Raw genomic sequence first — 19,044 nt, 5'->3', positions numbered from 1 at the left:
CTGCAATGGAGGACATGGAAATTGAGTTCACGAGCTATACTCCCTTCCCTGAGGCATTTACACACGATTTTCCGGTCCATCTACTACCTTCAAATCCGAGATGAATTAACCTGAATGTCATGTACCTGATATCCTCACATTTGGAAAAAATCGTATAATTAAGGAGTGTTCAAGAAACTATAAAAGCGGGGGATACCATGAAAGAGACGATTCGAACTGAAGAAGATTTATTGAATATGTTGGACTCTCTGTTGAGGGAACCGAGTGAGTTTTGGGACTCGTTTTACGCAGATCGAGACAAGCGCATCCCCTTCTTTGTGAACAAGCCTGATGAAAACTTGGTCAGCTATTTTGAGCGGGATATCCTAGCACCGTGTCACGTTTTGGAGTTAGGGAGCGGTCCTGGACGCAACGCCATCTATTTTGCGGAGAACGGATGTACGGTTGATGCCATCGATTTGTCCATCACGTCGATTGAATGGGCCAAAGAACGCGCCCTTAAGAAACAAGTGGAAGTGAACTTCATGCATGACAATCTGTTTGATGTGAAACTAAAAGAGTCCACCTACGACGTCATTTATGATTCAGGTTGTTTTCACCATATCGCGCCGCATCGAAGAAAACAGTATATCGATTTAGTCTGGAAAACGCTAAAGCCAGACGGTCACTTTGCAATCACATGCTTCGTGGAAGGTGGCGAGCTCGGCGGCTCGGACATCACGGACTGGGAAGTGTATCGCCGAAGAAACCTGAACGGCGGGCTCGGCTTCACGCCTGAAAAACTTCGGTCCATCTTCCATTCGTTCGAGGAAGTCGAGATTCGCAAGATGCGACAGGCCGACCGTTCTGAAGACGTCTTTGGGGTCCCGGCACTCTGGACGGCGCTGTTCAAAAAAACGGACTGAATTCTTATACTCGACACAGAAAGAGCCGATTGAGACCATTCTCTCAATCGGCTCTTTCTTAGTTGTTGCGGCGACATTCGGCTTATTGTATCGCTTCAGTCATCTGATCAATGTGTTCTTCTACCACAGCAATAATAACATCCGGACGATCTAAATGAATGGCATGCGATGCCTGTTCCGCAATCACCAGCTTGCTAGTCGTTGAGAGCATCGTTTGTTCACGAATGAGTTGATGCCACGTTGCTTCTAATAACCTTAACTCAGATTCAGGAAAACCGTTTAACATGCCTTGTTCGACTTCATGGTCGGCGTCGCGTCCAATCACATATAACGGCATCACACCGAGGTTTCCTAACTGTTTTATGAACCGGGCATCCGCATGCCAGTTCTTGACTTCATCAATCATCGTTTTATACAGATTCGGTCTTTGGAAAAATTGAATCAATTCTGCTTGAACATCACTCGGAAGCTTCAGCTGATTGGGTGTCAATACGGTTTGGATACGTCGCGTTAACGCTGATTCGGTTTGCTCTGCATACGCCTCACATTGTTTCAGCCAATCCTCATCCGACGCTCCCTCATTCATGATTGGCAAGTCTAGCGTATCAAGTCTCTCCAAGTCATGCGATGTGGAGTCAACGAGCACGAGTGCAGCCACATCAGATGGGTAACGCTTCGCGAAATGCTGGGCGCAAAGTCCGCCGTAGGAATGTCCGAGTAAAATGACGGGCTCGTCAATATCCAAAATATGCAACAGTTCTTTTAACTCACGCACAGTCGCCTCGGTGTTGCGCTCACGTTGACTCTGCTCACTTCTGCCAACCCCTGGCCGGTGATACAAGATGACCCGATTCGTTACACTTAGCTTCTCTGTCACCTCATGCCACTCCTCGAATGAACAACCCATTCCAGTCATGATGACAATCGGTGTACCATGCTCTCCTTTAAGCTTCACTTCAAGTTCTGTCTCAAACACTTTCACAAAATGCTTCATGTATATGTCCCCCCAATTCCTCTCCCATTTCCAACAATCTCACTTTCAATTATAGCTGGCTGTTAAAACTATTGCTAATTAATTGGAAAACCTATATAATTTTGGAGATTTGGAATCAGAAAGGGAGTGTAGCGTTGAACAACTATCAAAACGTGCTCATCAAGTTGAGCGGGGCGGCCATCGCCGGCGAGGACAACTCAAATTTCGATGCACACAACCTCGATCAAATTGCGGATGAAATCCTGTCATTGATCGACATGGGCATCAACGTCTCCCTGATGATCGGCGGAGGGAACATCTTCCGAGGCAACATGGCCGACGCATGGGGCATCGATCGCGTCGAGGCCGACAACATCGGCACGCTCGGTACCGTCATCAACAGCTTGATGCTACGCGGTGTGCTGAAAAGCAAGACCGACCGCGAAGTTCGGGTCATGACGGCCATGCCGATTCCAAGTATGGCCGAGCCGTACATCCGACTGAAGGCACTCACCCATCTGAATAAAGGATACGTCCTCATCTTTGCAGGCGGTAACGGTCAGCCGTTCGTCTCGACCGACTATCCGGCGGTACAGCGCGCGATCGAGATGCACTGCGACGCCCTGTTCGTCGCGAAGAACGGGATCTCCGGCGTCTATACGGACGACCCGAATCGTTCGAGCACGGCGAGACAATATACGTCGCTCCACTATAACGACTTATTGCGCCACGACTTGAAGGTGATGGATCAATCGGCACTGCTGCTCGCGCGGGACAATCAGCTCCCGGTCCATGTGTTCGACTTTGAAGAGACGGGCGCGATGAAGCGTATCTGTTCGGGCGAATCAATCGGCACGTTGATTCACGATGGCCAGACCAGCCTTGCCACATAACTGACGACACCACCGGCATCTGTGTCGGTGGTGTCGTTTACTTAATCACGAAGAACGCACTCGCCCCGATTCCAAAAACGGACTCGTCGATTCAATCTGATGTTCTATAATGGATATATACATCTTTGATTGGTTATTCCCCATGATTCACGGGTAATTGAGGAGGTGGCTCATTGCGAGCTGATTTATAACAGATGGAGGGATGAACATGAAGCAATGGACCAATGACTCGATTTATTTGTTCGTGCTCATCGCTTGTATGGTTGTCGGCACGATCGCATACACCGTCCTTTTGTCCGAAAGTAACACCGGCCTTCTCGGCTATTTGATTTTACCTGCCATCGTCTTATCTTCCCTTATCTTCGGGATACGGGCCGGGTTGACCCTGTCTGTCACGCTTCTCATCTTCCTATTCATCTATTTCCGTTGGTTCGCGTCCATCTATGAAGCAGGAAACGTTCAGTTTTTCAACGGCAGAGGCATCAGTTTTACAGTTCTGCTGCTCGTCATGTCCATTTTGTCCGGCCTCGTCCATCAACTCGTGAAGAACGTGCAGCTGTCACGGCTCGAGTTAGAGGAACGGGCACGACAGCTCGTGGCCGTTGATCCTGAGACATGGCTCGATAACGCCGAACGGTTTCGGATGGATTTGACTGCAGAACGTGATCGCCTCATTCGCCACGGTGACTCCTTCACAGTGTCGTTTATTCAAATCCAAGAGCTGAGACAATTCGAGGAGCGCTATGGACGGACAGAATATGAATGGTTCTTGAACTACTTCAGCGACGAGCTCCATCTGGCCACGAGACGAACAGATCATAAGTATCGCATCGCCCTAGACACGTTCGCCATCATCTATCCACATACGTCCCCAGAGGCCGCCCGCGTCGTCCATGACCGGATTCGTCCGTTACTCGAAAAGTACGAGCTCCAAAGCGGTGAACACGTGTCGTTGACGCATGAAGATACGTTTTATGACGTGAATCGAGAAAATGGAAACGCGGTCGTTGATGAAATCAATGCGAAAATTTCGTTCACTAGTTAAAATACATCCGATGAAAAAAACCTTGAATGATCAACACTGGATAGAAGTGTACATTCAAGTTTTTTTGTGTGCTCAAATCAACTCGTCATCCCCACTGAACCGTTCCGACAGGCGAATCCAGCACTTCGATTGTCCTTAAAACCGTATCGACAATCCGGGTACGCGTATCGTTTTTAGACAGCAATATCGCCTCGCCCGTCTCATCAAAGCAATATGCCATCGGAATCGAATGGCCACAATTTCGATACGACCCATCGGCATGGCTCGTCCCGAGAATGATTGAGCGTTGTTGCAATGCAATCTTTTTCGCTTCTCCAGACCAGTCAGTGTACTGCTCTTCACTGAACATGCCGACTCCAATCGGATTGAAGATGAGTTGGATGGGTTCTTCCGATTTAAGTCCTTCCAGCCCCATGAAGATTTCTCGACAGAGCACATATCCGTATCGGTGACCATCGTCAACGACGGTTGACGGCATGAAGAGCGGCATCGTTTCCGGTGTCTTGGCACGGTCCAACAGTGTCTCCCCACGCTTGTCGATGATGAGGGCCCGGTCCACGTTCTGCTCGTTCCGATAGCCCATCACGACCGCTGTCTGAAACGTCTTCGCGAGCTTTTTGACCTTGTCCAGATGGGTAACCTGACAATAGCCCTCTGGATACAAGATCAAGTCCACCGCAGGGTTCGCTTCGATATCTTGAATGAATTGCTCTAGGTGTTGCTCCATTTTTGGTTGACCGATTAAGATTTTCATTATTGCTGACAGCTCCTCAGTACGAATTGTTATGTTTAAGTTTCTTGACGTAACCAGGTTAGTAACCGGGGAATCTGCGCGTCATATGTATGTAAATCATCGATTGTCAATAAAACTTGGCTCGTGCCTTTGGCTCGGTCCGCACTGCTCGCACTCTCGATTTGAAGGGATCGTTTTAAGTTGTACTCCAACCAGTTCAACTTCCCGAGATAGCCATGCCACAAGACACCTTGCCAATCCAAATCGTCTCGTGTTCGTTTCTGTTCATAACCTTGTAAACATGAAAAGAATTTGGTCCGGTTTACAAGGCCTGCCTCATCTCGCGACCAATAGAGTGCCGTCTCCATCAAATCCTGCATTGGATGAATCGAACCGGCCGACTCCCAGTCGATGACAAGCGGACGGTCGTCGTGCCACAGCACATTTTTCGAATCCAAGTCGCGATGGCTGATGACACGATTTGACGTGAGTATGCTTGACGATTGGACTGCCTGTCGATGCCACGTATACAAGTCTTCGATGGTGTTTCGTAAGCGTTCGGCCCACTCGGCTTGTTGTTCGATTCCTTTTTGTACATAGAAATCCCAGTCAATTTCTTTTTCTTCGTCCACCACTTCATCAAACACGAGAGCCTTTGTGTCTTCGAGGCTATGGAGGGTTGCCAAGATTTCTCCAATTCGCTCACAATGAAACGGTTGTATCTCATGTGGCGGCAAACTCCTCCCGTCCACCCAATCGAAGACGAGATAAACCTGACCGTCAATCGTTTGAATCGATTCTCCGTCTACGATGTGGGCAGCCAATGCAGGAAGTTTTTTCATGGCCAGGTTGGCAATCCGCTCTGAATTGATAAAATTTTGGAGCGCCTCAGGACGCTTTATAATTTGCGGATTCAACAGCTTGATCGCGTACCTCCCGCTGTCTGTATCAATCTGATACATATCATGCAACAATCCACCTGATACGGCGGTCGGCCGACTTCTCAACTCCCCAAGCCGAGACGCTCGGCACACCACTGTAAAGAATTCTTCATTTCGTGCCAACTTCATCATAAACCCCACCTCTGCAATCTCTACGAACGCCGCCTCTGATCAAATCCGTTTTATACCGATTCGTTCTCGGTCATGCCGACAACGTGATACGTCTTGTTTCCTTGAATCGCCTCGACCACGCCTCCGGCAATCTCTTCATGCGTCAACCAGCGGCGCTCCCCATTCACGACTTGAAAACCGAGTTGCACTTGGTGATAACGGACTTCTTGAGGGATCGTCAGCCCTTTTCTCAAAACGCTCGAGTTGGCGCGGCTACCGAGAACATGGAACAGGTCCGTTCCCTCTCGTAATGCTGACAACATACACGTTAAGGCGTCAGCTGCGTCCGAATGAATCCAGGCAACGACCAAGTCGAAATCTCCGTGATCCGCAATCGAACTTCGCAGCGCCTCCTTGAGACGCCAGTCGTCCCGATAGTCGACCAATACGGCAGACAGTCGGGCGGGTGCTTGTTCGGTCAATCGGCTCATTTTCTCGGCATTCCGTCCAATGATGGACACGTGATAGCCAACCTCTGCCAACCAAAGGACAGTCCCCGCCAGCATCCCGCTGCCGCCGATCACTAGCGCATGTTTCACGATGTATCTGTCCCTTCTGTCCGTTTATAGGTATGGAAGGAATCCTGTCTTACGAGAGCGAAATCTACATACAACATCCCCACAAGGAGGCATGATTCCCATTCCATCGACCATCTATTCCATCAAACCAATCGAGTCGCCACACGAACTCGATGAATCGTTCCCAGTCATGAACCAACTGCGCACCGACCTGACGCTCGACGCCTATCGCGAGCTCGTCGCCGCCATGCGACCACAAGGGTATGAACTATATGCGTTATACGCCGACGATGCCATCGTCTCGCTTGCGGGGATCGAGCTCCGCGTCAATCTATATCTCGAGAAACACGTCTTCATTTACGACCTCGTGACGTGCGTGAACCATCGCTCGAAGGGATATGGCGAGATGTTGCTTCACTTCGTCCATGAATACGCACGCGACAGTGGTGCCAAATATGTCGCCCTCGAGTCCGGACTGGCCCGGACCGAGGCGCATCGCTTTTATAAAGACAAAATGGACTACGCCATCACGAGCTATTCGTTCCGAAAACAGCTTTGAATTCTATGTAACAAAAAAGGAAGAGCCGAACGCTCTTCCCGTCTTTATTATATCGCGATTCTCGAACCAAAAACAGACTGTGTTCTCCTAAATCCATCCACTATACTTTGAAGACAGCCTGACTGAAGGAGAGATAAAGCATGACCGATGACATGAAACCGCTCGACCCCGGCCCGTTTTTCCACGGAACGAAAGCCGAACTGAAACTTGGGGACTTGCTAGAACCGAAGCGACGCTCGAACTACCAAGACAAGCAGTCGAACTACATCTATTTCACGGCCACCCTCGACGCCGCCAAATGGGGAGCCGAACTGGCGAGCGGGAATGCCCGTGAACGAATCTACGTCGTCGAACCGACGGGTGACTTCGAGAACGACCCGAACTTGACGGACAAGCGCTTCCCTGGCAATCCGACCCGGTCGTACCGGTCGGGCGCCCCGCTCAAAGTCGTAGCCGAACTTGGGGCGTGGGAACGTCACCCTGACGATGTGATCGCGCATATGCTCGCCTCACTTGAGAACCTGCGGCAAGCCGGAGAAGATGTGATTGACGACTGACACGAAGGAGAAGCACCTTGAACAAATCCCACAACAAACGCACATATTTCTTGATGATCGGTCTCGTCGTGGGACTGTTGTATGCAACGACGTTTATCCCGCAACGGGTCATCACGACGTCACCATCGAGCGTGTCCCACATCCACGTGTTTGACGGTCAAAGCGGTTATGAACTCAACTTGAGTGACGTCACATTTCAAAAAGGAAAGCCTAGTATCGGCTATATGGGTTACTCGTATCGGGTCACCTTATATGATCAAGACGGAGATGAGTTAGACGAATTCATCATCAACAGTGAGGACACGCTCCGCTACCACGGTTTCTTTTACGCGGCAAAGTCAGGAAAAATCGACTATAACAAGCTTGACGCGTGGATGGCGCAAGTGAAGGCACAACCTGTTGAAGAATGAAGCGATGTCTATCGAAGCGATTGATTGGCTCTACGTCTCGACAGCAAGGTAATTAGCACCAGACTGGCTATCGCTGAGATTGCAATCTTAAGCTGAAATCCATTCGTCAATCCTTCGATCACATATCCCCTAAGTTGTTGGGACAGACTCGCTTCCGGTATCCAGTCAATCACATAGCCGATTCCTAGCATTGCAGGAAGACTCATTAACAAGTACACCGAGACAAAAACGAGCATAAACGACTTCGTGTTCACCATCTTTACCTCCTTAGTTTTACGATAATCAAGTACTAAAAGAAAGCGGATGACATCAGTGTGTGATGCCGTCCGCTTTCTTTTGATTCATCTTTTGAAATGAGCCATCCGCATGCACGAGTGTGAACGGCTCCGCGAGCGACGCGGCCGCTGCCTCGGCTTGAGACATCGTCTCTTCCGTGACGACCGCTTCTTGTCGCCGTAACCGGAACGCCCGCTCGAGGCGGCTTGTCAGCAAGTTACTGAGAAAGACGAGCATCGACAATCCAATCGCAGGGACGAGGAACATGTGACTCGTCATCCAGGTCGTCGCCGTGAACTGCTTGAAATAATAGCCGAACATCGACGACCATTCAAACAGTGTCGGCATCACACCTTCGAATAAGTAAATGGTCCCTCCGAAAAAGACGCCGAACAAAGACAGATGAATGAGTAACATCAATGTTTGCACAAACTGTTGCATGAAGACGATCACCATCGTCGGGACGAGGTGCGGCCACAGGTGTCGCCTCACTCGATGCCAGACGCTGCCGCCTAACGTCTCGGCGACAATCATAAACTCTTGTTGGAGCAACTGCCGGATTTCTGTAATCAGGTACAGCGTGACGGCAGGTAGACCGAGCAACACGAAGACCGTCAATTGAAGCGTCACGCGATCAACTAGCGGTGGCACCATCGTCGAGTCTGCGAACAACAGGGACGAAAACAGCATCATCATGGCAAGAAGGGAAATCGGTAGAATCAAAAACCCATCTAACAGCATTTTGAAAATTCGGTTCACCCTTGCCCCGCGAAAGGCGAGCGGAATCCCGACTACTAATCCAAGCGCCATCCGTCCGATCGCCACGGTCGCACAAATACCGACCGTCCATTTGAACCCTTCGATCATCATTTGAAACAAATCATTCCCAGCGCGGTCGGTTCCGAGCCACTGATCTTTGGACGGTTCGAGCGGTGGAATGCCAATCAACCGTCCCTCATCGGAGTAACGGTTCAGGAATTGATCGACTTGACCATCTCGAAAAATCGTATTTCCGATGCTTAACAATAGCAAGCCCATCAAAATCGTAAAGACGATTAAGAAAACTGGGTCACGTAGCAGCGCACGACGCATCAAATCTCCCCTTTCCATGATTTCGGGATAAGCCACTCCGCCAGTAAATCCAATATGAAGATCGGGATATAGACGACCAGCAAGATCACGAGTAGGATTGGCATCACAGGATTATAGACGACAAAACGGAAAATCCCTTGTACGTTGAACAAATATTCGATGATCAGGAGACTCGATAGCACCGTGATCAAATTCGAGCGGAAAAAGAGATAGAAGCGATACACCAAATTCGGAAGCAAGTGTTTCCAGAACAACCCTGCCGGCCGGACGCCTTTGGCCCGCGCCAGCTCGAGAAACGGTGTCGCTTCCTCCTCGAGGATATGTTTCGTCAACCATTTGAGGAAGAAGAATAGAATGGTTAGCGTCAACGTCAAAATCGGTAGAAAACGTATGTATTCGGCAAACCCGCCAGCGACTTCAATTCGATCAAATCCGGTCGTCTTATGAATCGTGATTGCAAGATATTGCGAAAAGATGAGCCAAAATAAATCCGGGATCATCTCGAGCGTCTGGCTCGTTTGTTGGAGCACCGTGCGCACACGCTTCCCGCTCCGATAAAAGAAATAGGCGTACATAAGGGCGAACACGACCGAAACGACAAGTGATGTCGTAAAGATAATAAGCGTCTCTTTCATAAGCGGACCGAGATCTGGCAATAACGGTAACTCTCGTTGCGCTGTGACGTTGAAGTATGTAATCTCATCGAGTTTCGCCAACTGACTGAATTGTTGTTGAATCCCGTACCAGTAATTCGATGGCACGAACTCGAGTTGCACGACGAGCGACGGCAAAGCACTGATTGCAATCAATACAAAAATGGTGATGAAAAACTGAGCCGATTTTTGAGCAATCAAGTTCATTAAGTTCTCCCCCTCTCAAAAAACAAATACATTCTTATAACCGTTTCGAGCTTGCTTATAGACCATAAACTATAGAATCCAAAAAGCCGATTCCAAAATAAAGCATATCCCTCATCCCAAAGTAAAATTTCCCCATTTACACTGTTATGATTTTATCATAATCATTTATGAATAAAAACAATATTCCGAAAATTTCAGAAATTTAAATAGTCATTTGCTTCGACGGTTTCCACATTGAAATCGGCGTTCTTTACAACTCAACGATATCCATTGCACTCACCCTATTGCTTTATCGAAAAAGTAGATTTCAAATGATAATTGAATTCAGAGGATGAATGGCAGAAAAATCAGTGAACTACTCACCACTTGCTTGCTTCGCAACCTGAAGTGGGAGCTTCTTGGGAAGACCGTGCTTTGAACAGCCACGGTTATGGACCAAGCTCGTCGGGCAGTCCCTGCCCTGAAGACATGATATCCTCAGCGAGGCGCAACAGGTTGAGGCTCGCGTTGACGTCGCGGTCGTGGTGCGCGCCGCACGCGGCACACGTCCACTCGCGGATGTCCAACCCCTTCTTGCCGCCGTTCTCGCCGCAGCTCGAACAGACTTGGGTCGAGGCGAACCACGGGTCGGCCTTGATCAGCGTCCGCCCGTAGAATTTACATTTATATTCGAGTTGTCGGACGAACTCGCCCCACCCGGCGTCCCCGATCGACTTCGCCAGGCGGCGGTCTTGCATCATCTCCCTCGTTCGGAGCGTCTCGACCACGACGACTTGGTTCTCGTCGACGATGCGTCGCGACAGCTTGTGGAGGAAGTCATGTCGGCGGTTCCGTACTTTTTCATGCTTTTTAGCCAAAAGGAGCCGGGCCTTCTCGCGGTTCTTGCTGCCGGGCTTCTTGCGGGCGAGGGCACGCTGCACTTGTTTGAGCCGCGCCTCGGCCTGTCGCAGGTTGCGCGGGTTCGCAATCTTCTCCGTGACGAGATCGTCGTCCGTCATGGTGGCGAAGTGTTCCAGCCCGAGGTCGATCCCGACCTTGTGCTCGGCCGGGACCCACGGCTCGTCAGCCTGCTCGACGAGGAGCGACACGAAGAACCTGCCCGTCCGTGTCATCGACACGGTCGCCGAACGGATATCCCCGTCGAAGCCGCGATGCTGTGTGAACCGGATGAACCCGACCTTCGGCAGACGGACTTTTCCCGCCTCAATGCGAATCGTTCCGTGCTGGTTGTTCGTCGTGTAGGACGCGCGCGCCTTCCGTCTCGACTTGAACACCGGGAAGCCGGCCGTCCCGGCGAAGAACTTCGCGAACGCCGCGTCGAGGTGCAGCTTCGCGTTGGCGAGCGCGAGGCTGTCCGCCTCGCACAGGAACGGGAACAGCGGCTTGTAGGAGGCCGGTGTCGGCGGTTTCCGCCTCGGCCCGCCGCTCGCCATCGCCTCCTCATGGATGGCGATGCGGTCCCTCGAGCAGCTTGTTGTAGATGAAGCGGGTGCAGCCGATCGTCTTGATCAGCAACTCGGCCTGTGTAGCCGTCGGGTGGAGCCGGTATTTGTAGCCCTTCAGCATGTCCGTTCCTCCTCTGCCCGGTCTCAGGATCATCCTCGTCCCATTCCGATACCCGCGGAGGGGACGAGGAAATCTGACGGAATCACGAACTTTTGTTCGTCGTCCTGTCACAGCGGTGGCCGAGGGCGTCGGGGATGGGCAATTCATCTCCCACCTTCGCTGGGCTTCGCCCGAGACGCTTAGAGGTGGGAGAATTCTCGCCTAAATCAGTTAAAAAAGTATCTTTCTAATCAGAAGAATACTTTAGTATGTTGAAAAGAGCGGATCGCCGTCTTTCGACTTCAACACATAGTCAACTCCAGTCGAATTCACTTTCGTCAACGTGACGGTACAATCAAACAACGTGCCCGGTCCATATGCGACGTCCTCCGGTATGTCCGGAAAATCATAAGAATCCTCTTCAAACCAGAGTGTCACGCCGCCTTGTTTCGACTGATTGTCAACGACGTAGCAATTCCCGGTTTTCGTCTCATAACGGCCAAGCGCGCGATCATATGTATCAGGTACGGCAATCATAAAACAAATGATTGCGATGCATATGCTGAATATAGTTCCTAGCAATTTCATCAGTTTGCGCTCGCTCCGCCACTGTGATGCATACATAAACGTCGAGAACACACACATGAATCCGACAAACCAAAACATAAATAATTGTGCCAACCTGATCACCTCTTTCATATTATACGAGCGTTACTGAATAATGTTTCATCATCCTATCAGATTAAGGAGTCCTATATGGCCCACTTCCTCAAGTTACAATCTATCTCCATTTTGCTCGCGGTCCTGCTATTATTGAACATTCAACTGCTCGCCAACAGCGGACGGCTCTATTTGATCATGGGTAATATTTATATGATGGTCATCACAGCTATCGGTCTTGTTTCACTCGTCTTGTTCACGCGAGTCATCATCAAACGTGTCAGGCAACTCGCCACCTCTACTTGGAATCTATCGCTATACGTCCTATGGCTCCCTTATTTGACGCTGTTCACATACGTCTGGACACGGATCGTCCCCGCTCCGAATGAAGCGGCATGGCCAAGTCGGGTCGTCGGGCTATTGATCATCGCGCTCACATTCACGTTCCCGCTCTATGTGTTCATCGTCCATATGGTCGCCCGCTCCAAACAACGAACGACGTAACCAAAAAACGTGTGCAACCCGAAGCGGGTGCACACGTTTTTTCATGAGAGCTCCTGTCTTCGTTTCTGCCACGCCACCAGCAAGATGCTGATGATGACGAGCAGGAACCACGACGACAGCTTGCCGAGGTCGACGAGCACCCAACCGCTCAACTGGTTCGGATACGCCCAACCGTTGTAGAACGTGACGATATTTTCCGCGAACCAGATGAAGCAGGCAATCAAAAAGAAGGCGACGACGACGGGCATCGTGAAACGGCGGTCGTCGAGCCGGTACGTGACGATGGCACGGCCGAAGACGAGAAAGACGAGACCGATCAACACCCAGCGCAAATCGAGCCAAATGTGATGCCAAAAGAAGTTGAAATAGATGGCGATCCCGAGTCCGAATGCAATGAGCGGTGGAGGCATCTTGAGAAACTCCAAATCAAGGCGACGCCACGACTGGACGACGTAGCTGCCGACGCTCGCATACATGAACCCCGCATAGAGCGGGACGCCGAACCATTTCGTCAACGCCTCGTCCGGATAGCTCCATGACCCCATCTGGACTTTGAACAGCTCGAGGCCGAGCCCGATGACGTGGAACCAACTGATGACCTTCACTTCTTCCATCGTCTCGAGCCCGGTCTTGACGAGCACGACTTGGACGAACAGACACCAAATGAGGAGGACGTCATAGCGCGGAATCGGAAAGTCGAACCATTTCGTCAACGCGAGCGCCCCGAAGATGGCGACCGGGAAGATGCAACTGAGTGCTTGTTCGTAACCGAAGATGAACAAATAACGGATGCGCCGCATAGAATCACCTACAATTCGATGTATTCGTAAAGGAATGACGACTCACCGTCAAAGAAGCGCGGATCGTAGAGGCCGAGCCGCTCATCATCCTCGACGACGACCACGAACGGGGACCACTGTTTGAGCGTGATCGCTTCTTTATTTTCGGCGAAGAGCGGATTCAAATCGGCATCGTCCGCACTCGTCAACTCGTATTGGACCTCGGGTTCTTGATAGACCGAGTCACTGTAAATCGACACCGACTCATCGGTCTTTGTGACGACCGTGAACTGGGTCGGGATGAACGAGGCCGACAGCGCCACTTCATCGTGATCGGCGGCATACGACTGATACAAGTACGCCCCTTGCGCACTTTGAATCAAGACGTGCACGACGATTGCTGCCCAGGCGTAGCGATACACCGTATGCCTGACGTCCGTTCGCCGTGCGATCAGCCAGGCGACGAGGAAAATGCCCCAATAGACGAAATCAACGATCGGGATGACACCGAACGTGACCCGGACATCCGATAACGGTTCGAAGTAACCCGTCCCCCAGGCGTTGAACAAGTCCGCCGTGTTATGGATGAACACGGACAAGAGCGCCCACCAGAAGTAACGGATATCGGTCACCTTGAACAAGAGGCGCACGAGTATGTAAATGAGTAGCGCGAACAACGGGACGAGGAAAATCGAGTGAGTGATGCCGCGGTGCCACATCTGGTACATGCCTTCCGTGTCCCACAGCCGCGAGATGACGTCACTGTCCGGAATTTGACTCCCGACGAGCGTCGTGACGAACAAGGCCCGTTTTTCGTTTGTTTGTAAGTCTCGCTTATCGGCCGCCCCGTAGAGCGTCAGACCGAACAGCGTATGGGTAATCGTATCCACCGGTCTCCTCCTTTTGGACGGAAAAGACATCCCCCTCATGACGAGAAGGATGTCCGTCCTAGCTTATTTCTCTTGGTCCATTTTCATGGCGCGTCTTGCGACGACAGCAACAAAAATGACAGCGACAATCGGAATGATTAATGGCATCCAATCTAACATCCGCCTGTCCCCCTTCTACAAGTGTCGCAAGCAGTATATCATACCTTCATTTCAATCGTTTCAGTGAATGCTCGCCTTCGCATATCGTTCGGCCATCGCCTCGATCGTCTCGCGCAAATGGTCGCGGAGCGTGATCGGTTCGAGCACCTCGACTTGCGTGCCGAGCGACAAGAGCCAGAAGACGAACCCGTCGGATACGGCCGCATCGAAGCGGATGAGGAAGCGTTCTCCGTCTTGCGTGATCGAGACGTCTTCTCCGAGCTTGTCGAAGATGACCGGGAGGACGCGCTCGTCGACGGCAAGGACGATTTCCTCGTCGAGCCCGTTGTACATATTGAACGACTTTTGGAAGTAGTCATCCGGCAAATGATGTTTCATGCGCGGCGTATCATCCTCGACAATCTCTGAGTTGACGATGCGGTCGACGCGATAGTTTCGGATTTCCCCGATCGACTCATCGATGCCAATCAAATAATATTGCTCATGGTTCCAGTGCAAGTCAATCGGATTGACGACGTAACGCTCGCCGTCACGGCGAAGCGGGAACGTTCGCTTCGTGGCGTCAAAGCCGACGACGTCCGTATATTGGAACGAGATTGCCTTTTGTTCTTGGATCGCGCGCTGGATGCGATCGATATGGTACGGAATCTGTCCGTGTTTCTTCTTCGGTGTCTTGATGATCGACTGGAGCGTTTCCGCTTCCGGAATACTCGTCAGTTTTTGAAGTTTTTCGACGATCCGCTCTGTCACGTCCTCCGAGATGAACTTCGCCGCGACGATGGCGTCGACCATCATCCGGAGCTCATGGATTTCAAACAAACGGGCCGAATGCCAATATTTTTTGGCGAGGCCGTTCTTCTCGAGCTCATCCTGCACCTCGAACCCCGAATCGGTCAATGCTTGGATGTCGTCTTTCACTGATTTTTTTGCTAACTTAGAAGTATCTCCAATGGTAGATAAATATTCGAGCAAGTCTTCTAACGTCTTTGGATGATTATCATCTGTGTGGCGTTCGAAAAACCGTCTCACCTCGAGTAACCGTTCTCGGTTGTTCACGGTTTAATCCCCTTTCACTTCTCTATGTAAAATATGTATAAACAGACAGTAGCATGTTATTTCCATGAAATAAAGTTATTTTCCATTACAATCGGTTTAAGGAGGCCATTCCGTTTTGAAACATTACGCGCACGTCAACGGCACGAAAATCGAATATATGGACCGAGGTCACGGTCCGGTCATCATCCTGATTCATGGGACCCAGTCGTCAAGCCTCGAACCGTACCATGTGGACCGGCTCGTCGTGTCCGGTTTTCGGGTCATTGTCCCATCCCGTCCCGGTTACGGTGAGACTCCGTACTCATTTTCAGCCTCACCGCAAGCATTCGCCGCTAGCTTACGTCGCATGATGGAAGTCATGGCGATCGATCAGTATCACGTGTATGGCATCTCGGCCGGGGGACCGACCGCCATCGAGCTCGCGTCGCAGAATGAGCATGCGCTCAGTCTCACGCTCGCGGCCGCAGTGACGAGTGTCGTCGACTTCCCGTATCGGCACTACGTCAGCCGTAACGTCGCCCAACCTGCGTTCATCGCGCTACAGTTCGCCATGAGAAAGTTCGTCCTCCGGGCGATTCAAAAACAGCCGTTCGAAGCGACGGCCCGCATGATTCAATCGACGAGCCTGCTCGCACTAGATGTCATTCGTGACGAAGTGACCCCGTACGATATCTTCTTATTGAAACGGGTCGCGAACCAAATGGCGTTCGGTCTCGGTGCCCAGTTCGACCTGCGGCAACAAGTGACCGATGAAACGCTGCTCGGGGTGACGTGCCCGACGTATATCGTCCACTCCAAAAATGACAAGGCCGTGCCGGTCCGCCATGCGCATCATGCGAAGCGGCTCATCCCCCACGCCCAACTCACCATCTTGAACAGCCCTGGTCATCTGATTTGGATTGGGCGTCAAGCGCGGAAGAGCGAGCAACAGATTGAGCGCTTTATCCGCCTCAACTCGTAAGACGCCATTCCAGGCGTCTTTTTTTAGTCGCCTGACTCGAGCAGATTGATCAATTCCTCCGTCACGTCCGCCGGGAGGCGGTAACCGATGTTTGTGTCGTCCGCGTCGTACAGGCTGCTGACGGATTTGGGATCATCGTTCAGCCAGAGGTAATAGCGGTCCGTCTCCCCGTCCTCGAAGCGGATCTCAATATCGTATTCCGGCCCGACCGAATTGGCGACACCGGGAAGTTCGTCTGCCTCACGCAGCATGTCTTCGAACACTCGAATCGCTTCCGACTCGTCGAAAGTGATGACATCGCGCTCTTGGAAACTGCTAAATCCGTCCGATTCCGAGACGCGGACTTCTTCAATCCCATCCGTCCGAAAATCGTTCGAGCCGCAACCCGATAACATAAAAACCATGACGGTAATTGCCCCGATTTGCCTCATTGCTTGCTTCATCAGCCATCACCTCGCTTTGAAAGTTTACCCTTGCTCGAGCAGTCTGATCAACTCATCTGTCACGTCTGCCGGGACGAGATACACCGTATGCGTATCATTCACATCCATGATGCTCGTCGGCATGCCTAAGTCTCCGAGCCAGACGTAATAGCGGTCCACTGTCTCATCTTGATACTGGACTTCCACATCATATTCAGGCGTTGCCATATTTACGACGCCCGGTTGCTGCTCCGCATTCCGAATCATGTCCGCAAACACTTTGACGTCCTCGAGCTCGTCATATGTGATGACATCGCGCTCTTGGAAACTGCTGAATCCGTCCGATTCCGAGACGCGGACTTCTTCAATCCCATCCGTCCGAAAATCGTTCGAGCCACAGCCGGTCAAAGCAATTGTCAAAACTGTTAGAGCGACTAAAGTACCCATCCTTTCTCGCCTCATAAGTCACCTCTGCCTCTTGTAATGAATAACTAAGCACTTATGTGAATCATTTGTATTCCCAATCAAAGTAGTCTTCATCCCAATCGATGTCATCCTCTTCAACGAGTTCTCGTCTCAACAGTACTCCATTACCAAACATGATTCTCGCCTCTTCGATACGCGATTCCAGATTGGACACATCTATCTGGTCCGTCAATTGATAGAAACATCCGCTTTCGATTCGTTCTCGATTAAACCACTCGAATGCGTCAATATCATTCACATCCCCAAAGGCCAGTAAATCATCGCTCCAATAATTGAACCACGAAACTTCTTCGGGCTTGAGAAACCAAAAATATTCCCGATCATAATCATAAAGCGAAGATTTGGAACCAGGGTCCATACACATGGCGGCTCGATATGGTTTAAGTTCGATACACATCGCTTTAAATAGAGTAAGCCATCGATTCGGCCGGTCGTTGTAATGAGCTTTCGACAGACTGAGCGAGATATACACACTAGCTGTTCCGTCATAACAAGGATTGATGACTAGAAAACTTTTTCGTTTATGCAGGCGCGCAAAAAAATCAGACATACCATCCTGTTCGATACCCCACATATTCATGAATCGTTCTCGCGAAAAAGGTATGTTGATGGGCTCAAAATAGCCGAGACAGCCAATTTCAACATCGTACTTGTCACACAATTGAAGGAGCTTTTCGCCATATGTTTTGTCAGAAAGGTCTTTATCGAAGCGAAATTTCAAATCAATGTAATCCATTTTTCATAACCCTCACGTTCCTTACCTTATTCGTCCACCGCGAGCACTTGAATCAACCGATTCGTCATGTCTCCCGACACGCGGTAGATGAGGTGTCGATGGGTCACATCCATCAAATAGCTCGGTTGCTGCTTCTGACCGAGCCAAAGCTGATACTGTGCCATCACGCCGCCCTTCCAATGAAGCTCTAAATCAAAGTCCGGTTCCCCGTGAATGGAATCTTCGAGCGCATCATCTGCATTGCGCAACATGTCCGCAAACGGTCTCACTTTCTCGATTCCATTGAACATGATGAAATCCGTCTCATTGAACGAACCAATCCCTGACGACTGAGCGACTCGCGCTTGAATCATTTCTTCTCTATCCAATTCACTTTCCTCCGGCTCTATGAAAGCCTTGAACATCGCCGAAGCCACTGTCAACATGGCTCGATTTCGTTTCATTCCCTCCACCCCATTCACGTTGATAGTCATCTTTTACGAAAATCCGGACGAAAGGTTTCACAATTTTTGACATCGAATCACTCATGCCTGTTTTCGCATTCGCTCCAAGAAAATCGGCAACAGGTTCAAGATGATCGAGATGCTAGTTAGTACCCATAATGCCCGTCCCATACCTGGTATGACATCCGCCAACGCACTCCAATCCTCCGCTTCGACCCAGACAGATAAATAGCTGTAATCCGCGCATACTGTCAATGCGGTCAAGGACAACGCAAGCGCCATCGGCAGCTTGTAATCTTTCCCGACGCTGAACGTATACAAATTGAACAGTGTCGCGCCAATCGCTAGTACTCCTAAAACCATCCACACGTAAATCATCCCCTATGCTATATGTAATTTATTCCCTATTTCTAGAATAGCATATAGAGTTCATTCTGTAGGTAAACAAAAAAGCCAAGCCGAAGCTCAGC

At 50.5% G+C, this 19,044-nt stretch carries 23 protein-coding genes and 1 pseudogene; 8 read left to right on the top strand and 16 right to left on the bottom strand.

Features of this window, described 5'->3' with window-relative positions:
• Window positions 1-197: 197 nt before the first annotated feature.
• On the top strand, window positions 198-905 hold the full coding sequence (locus AC13H5_RS07625; RefSeq protein ID WP_034777564.1) for a class I SAM-dependent methyltransferase: 708 nt from the start codon (window positions 198-200) through the stop codon (window positions 903-905).
• A gap of 82 nt (window positions 906-987) precedes the next feature.
• Here AC13H5_RS07625 and AC13H5_RS07620 read toward each other — a convergent pair whose 3' ends face one another.
• Window positions 988-1,899 (bottom strand): alpha/beta fold hydrolase, encoded by a 912-nt coding sequence (locus AC13H5_RS07620; RefSeq protein ID WP_483545537.1) that lies wholly within the window; start codon window positions 1,897-1,899, stop codon window positions 988-990.
• A gap of 134 nt (window positions 1,900-2,033) precedes the next feature.
• Between AC13H5_RS07620 and pyrH the strand changes: the two genes are divergently transcribed.
• On the top strand, window positions 2,034-2,771 hold the full coding sequence (gene pyrH, locus AC13H5_RS07615) for a UMP kinase (RefSeq protein ID WP_483545536.1): 738 nt from the start codon (window positions 2,034-2,036) through the stop codon (window positions 2,769-2,771).
• Window positions 2,772-2,979: 208 nt separating this feature from the next.
• Window positions 2,980-3,816: a GGDEF domain-containing protein gene (locus AC13H5_RS07610; RefSeq protein ID WP_483545535.1), complete on the top strand. Its 837-nt coding sequence runs from the start codon at window positions 2,980-2,982 to the stop codon at window positions 3,814-3,816.
• A gap of 85 nt (window positions 3,817-3,901) precedes the next feature.
• Here AC13H5_RS07610 and AC13H5_RS07605 read toward each other — a convergent pair whose 3' ends face one another.
• The 3 genes from AC13H5_RS07605 to AC13H5_RS07595 are packed head-to-tail and all read right to left on the bottom strand — an operon-like array spanning window position 3,902 to window position 6,200.
• Window positions 3,902-4,570 carry a hypothetical protein gene (locus tag AC13H5_RS07605; RefSeq protein ID WP_034777560.1) on the bottom strand — a complete coding sequence of 223 codons (669 nt, stop codon included), beginning with the start codon at window positions 4,568-4,570 and terminating at the stop codon, window positions 3,902-3,904.
• 35 nt (window positions 4,571-4,605) lie between these two features.
• The gene (locus tag AC13H5_RS07600) at window positions 4,606-5,619 is read right to left on the bottom strand and encodes a phosphotransferase (protein WP_483545534.1); all 1,014 of its coding nucleotides are present in this window, start codon (window positions 5,617-5,619) and stop codon (window positions 4,606-4,608) included.
• A 53-nt stretch (window positions 5,620-5,672) separates the two neighbouring features.
• Window positions 5,673-6,200 (bottom strand): Rossmann-fold NAD(P)-binding domain-containing protein, encoded by a 528-nt coding sequence (locus AC13H5_RS07595; RefSeq protein WP_483545533.1) that lies wholly within the window; start codon window positions 6,198-6,200, stop codon window positions 5,673-5,675.
• A gap of 91 nt (window positions 6,201-6,291) precedes the next feature.
• Between AC13H5_RS07595 and AC13H5_RS07590 the strand changes: the two genes are divergently transcribed.
• The 3 genes from AC13H5_RS07590 to AC13H5_RS07580 all read left to right on the top strand — a co-directional run bounded on the left by AC13H5_RS07590 (window position 6,292) and on the right by AC13H5_RS07580 (window position 7,705).
• A complete protein-coding gene (locus AC13H5_RS07590; RefSeq protein ID WP_251128550.1) occupies window positions 6,292-6,738 on the top strand; it encodes a GNAT family N-acetyltransferase in 447 nt (148 codons plus the stop codon).
• A gap of 140 nt (window positions 6,739-6,878) precedes the next feature.
• Window positions 6,879-7,295, top strand: a complete 417-nt coding sequence (gene arr / locus AC13H5_RS07585) for an NAD(+)--rifampin ADP-ribosyltransferase (RefSeq protein WP_214824649.1) — start codon at window positions 6,879-6,881, stop codon at window positions 7,293-7,295.
• Window positions 7,296-7,312: 17 nt separating this feature from the next.
• The gene (locus tag AC13H5_RS07580; RefSeq protein ID WP_251128549.1) at window positions 7,313-7,705 is read left to right on the top strand and encodes a hypothetical protein; all 393 of its coding nucleotides are present in this window, start codon (window positions 7,313-7,315) and stop codon (window positions 7,703-7,705) included.
• Between the two features lie 309 nt (window positions 7,706-8,014).
• Here the strand turns inward: AC13H5_RS07580 and AC13H5_RS07575 are convergent, their stop codons facing one another.
• The 4 genes and pseudogenes from AC13H5_RS07575 to AC13H5_RS07560 all read right to left on the bottom strand — a co-directional run bounded on the left by AC13H5_RS07575 (window position 8,015) and on the right by AC13H5_RS07560 (window position 12,159).
• Window positions 8,015-9,073 carry an ABC transporter permease gene (locus AC13H5_RS07575; protein WP_483545532.1) on the bottom strand — a complete coding sequence of 353 codons (1,059 nt, stop codon included), beginning with the start codon at window positions 9,071-9,073 and terminating at the stop codon, window positions 8,015-8,017.
• Complete coding sequence (locus AC13H5_RS07570) at window positions 9,073-9,933, bottom strand: ABC transporter permease subunit (protein ID WP_034777554.1); 861 nt, start codon at window positions 9,931-9,933, stop codon at window positions 9,073-9,075. The genes AC13H5_RS07575 and AC13H5_RS07570 overlap by 1 nt, the downstream gene beginning before the upstream one ends.
• Before the next feature lie 428 nt (window positions 9,934-10,361).
• A pseudogene (locus AC13H5_RS07565) lies at window positions 10,362-11,499 on the bottom strand (RNA-guided endonuclease TnpB family protein).
• Window positions 11,500-11,742: 243 nt separating this feature from the next.
• Window positions 11,743-12,159 (bottom strand): hypothetical protein, encoded by a 417-nt coding sequence (locus tag AC13H5_RS07560; RefSeq protein WP_483546537.1) that lies wholly within the window; start codon window positions 12,157-12,159, stop codon window positions 11,743-11,745.
• Window positions 12,160-12,234: 75 nt separating this feature from the next.
• Between AC13H5_RS07560 and AC13H5_RS07555 the strand changes: the two genes are divergently transcribed.
• On the top strand, window positions 12,235-12,642 hold the full coding sequence (locus AC13H5_RS07555) for a hypothetical protein (RefSeq protein WP_483546536.1): 408 nt from the start codon (window positions 12,235-12,237) through the stop codon (window positions 12,640-12,642).
• A 41-nt stretch (window positions 12,643-12,683) separates the two neighbouring features.
• On the opposite strand, the gene AC13H5_RS07550 is transcribed toward AC13H5_RS07555, so the two are convergent.
• The 3 genes from AC13H5_RS07550 to AC13H5_RS07540 all read right to left on the bottom strand — a co-directional run bounded on the left by AC13H5_RS07550 (window position 12,684) and on the right by AC13H5_RS07540 (window position 15,526).
• Window positions 12,684-13,442 carry a DUF817 domain-containing protein gene (locus AC13H5_RS07550; RefSeq protein ID WP_214824633.1) on the bottom strand — a complete coding sequence of 253 codons (759 nt, stop codon included), beginning with the start codon at window positions 13,440-13,442 and terminating at the stop codon, window positions 12,684-12,686.
• 8 nt (window positions 13,443-13,450) lie between these two features.
• Window positions 13,451-14,311 (bottom strand): metal-dependent hydrolase, encoded by an 861-nt coding sequence (locus AC13H5_RS07545; RefSeq protein WP_483546535.1) that lies wholly within the window; start codon window positions 14,309-14,311, stop codon window positions 13,451-13,453.
• A 219-nt stretch (window positions 14,312-14,530) separates the two neighbouring features.
• Window positions 14,531-15,526, bottom strand: coding sequence for a helix-turn-helix transcriptional regulator (locus tag AC13H5_RS07540; protein WP_034777546.1), 996 nt, complete (start codon window positions 15,524-15,526; stop codon window positions 14,531-14,533).
• A gap of 115 nt (window positions 15,527-15,641) precedes the next feature.
• Between AC13H5_RS07540 and AC13H5_RS07535 the strand changes: the two genes are divergently transcribed.
• Window positions 15,642-16,487 carry an alpha/beta fold hydrolase gene (locus AC13H5_RS07535; protein ID WP_483546534.1) on the top strand — a complete coding sequence of 282 codons (846 nt, stop codon included), beginning with the start codon at window positions 15,642-15,644 and terminating at the stop codon, window positions 16,485-16,487.
• Between the two features lie 23 nt (window positions 16,488-16,510).
• On the opposite strand, the gene AC13H5_RS07530 is transcribed toward AC13H5_RS07535, so the two are convergent.
• From AC13H5_RS07530 to AC13H5_RS07510, 5 genes are all read right to left on the bottom strand, one after another.
• Window positions 16,511-16,930, bottom strand: coding sequence for a YhfM domain-containing protein (locus tag AC13H5_RS07530; RefSeq protein ID WP_214824624.1), 420 nt, complete (start codon window positions 16,928-16,930; stop codon window positions 16,511-16,513).
• Between the two features lie 24 nt (window positions 16,931-16,954).
• On the bottom strand, window positions 16,955-17,356 hold the full coding sequence (locus AC13H5_RS07525; protein ID WP_051627729.1) for a YhfM domain-containing protein: 402 nt from the start codon (window positions 17,354-17,356) through the stop codon (window positions 16,955-16,957).
• A gap of 61 nt (window positions 17,357-17,417) precedes the next feature.
• Window positions 17,418-18,131: a hypothetical protein gene (locus AC13H5_RS07520; protein ID WP_214824621.1), complete on the bottom strand. Its 714-nt coding sequence runs from the start codon at window positions 18,129-18,131 to the stop codon at window positions 17,418-17,420.
• A gap of 26 nt (window positions 18,132-18,157) precedes the next feature.
• Window positions 18,158-18,574 (bottom strand): YhfM domain-containing protein, encoded by a 417-nt coding sequence (locus AC13H5_RS07515; protein WP_034777539.1) that lies wholly within the window; start codon window positions 18,572-18,574, stop codon window positions 18,158-18,160.
• Between the two features lie 81 nt (window positions 18,575-18,655).
• Window positions 18,656-18,943 (bottom strand): hypothetical protein, encoded by a 288-nt coding sequence (locus tag AC13H5_RS07510; RefSeq protein ID WP_483546533.1) that lies wholly within the window; start codon window positions 18,941-18,943, stop codon window positions 18,656-18,658.
• Between the last annotated feature and the right edge of the window lie 101 nt (window positions 18,944-19,044).

Source organism: Exiguobacterium sp. FD-YE-25-4, from assembly GCF_057004685.1.
This window is presented reverse-complemented; position numbering and strand designations above follow the sequence as displayed.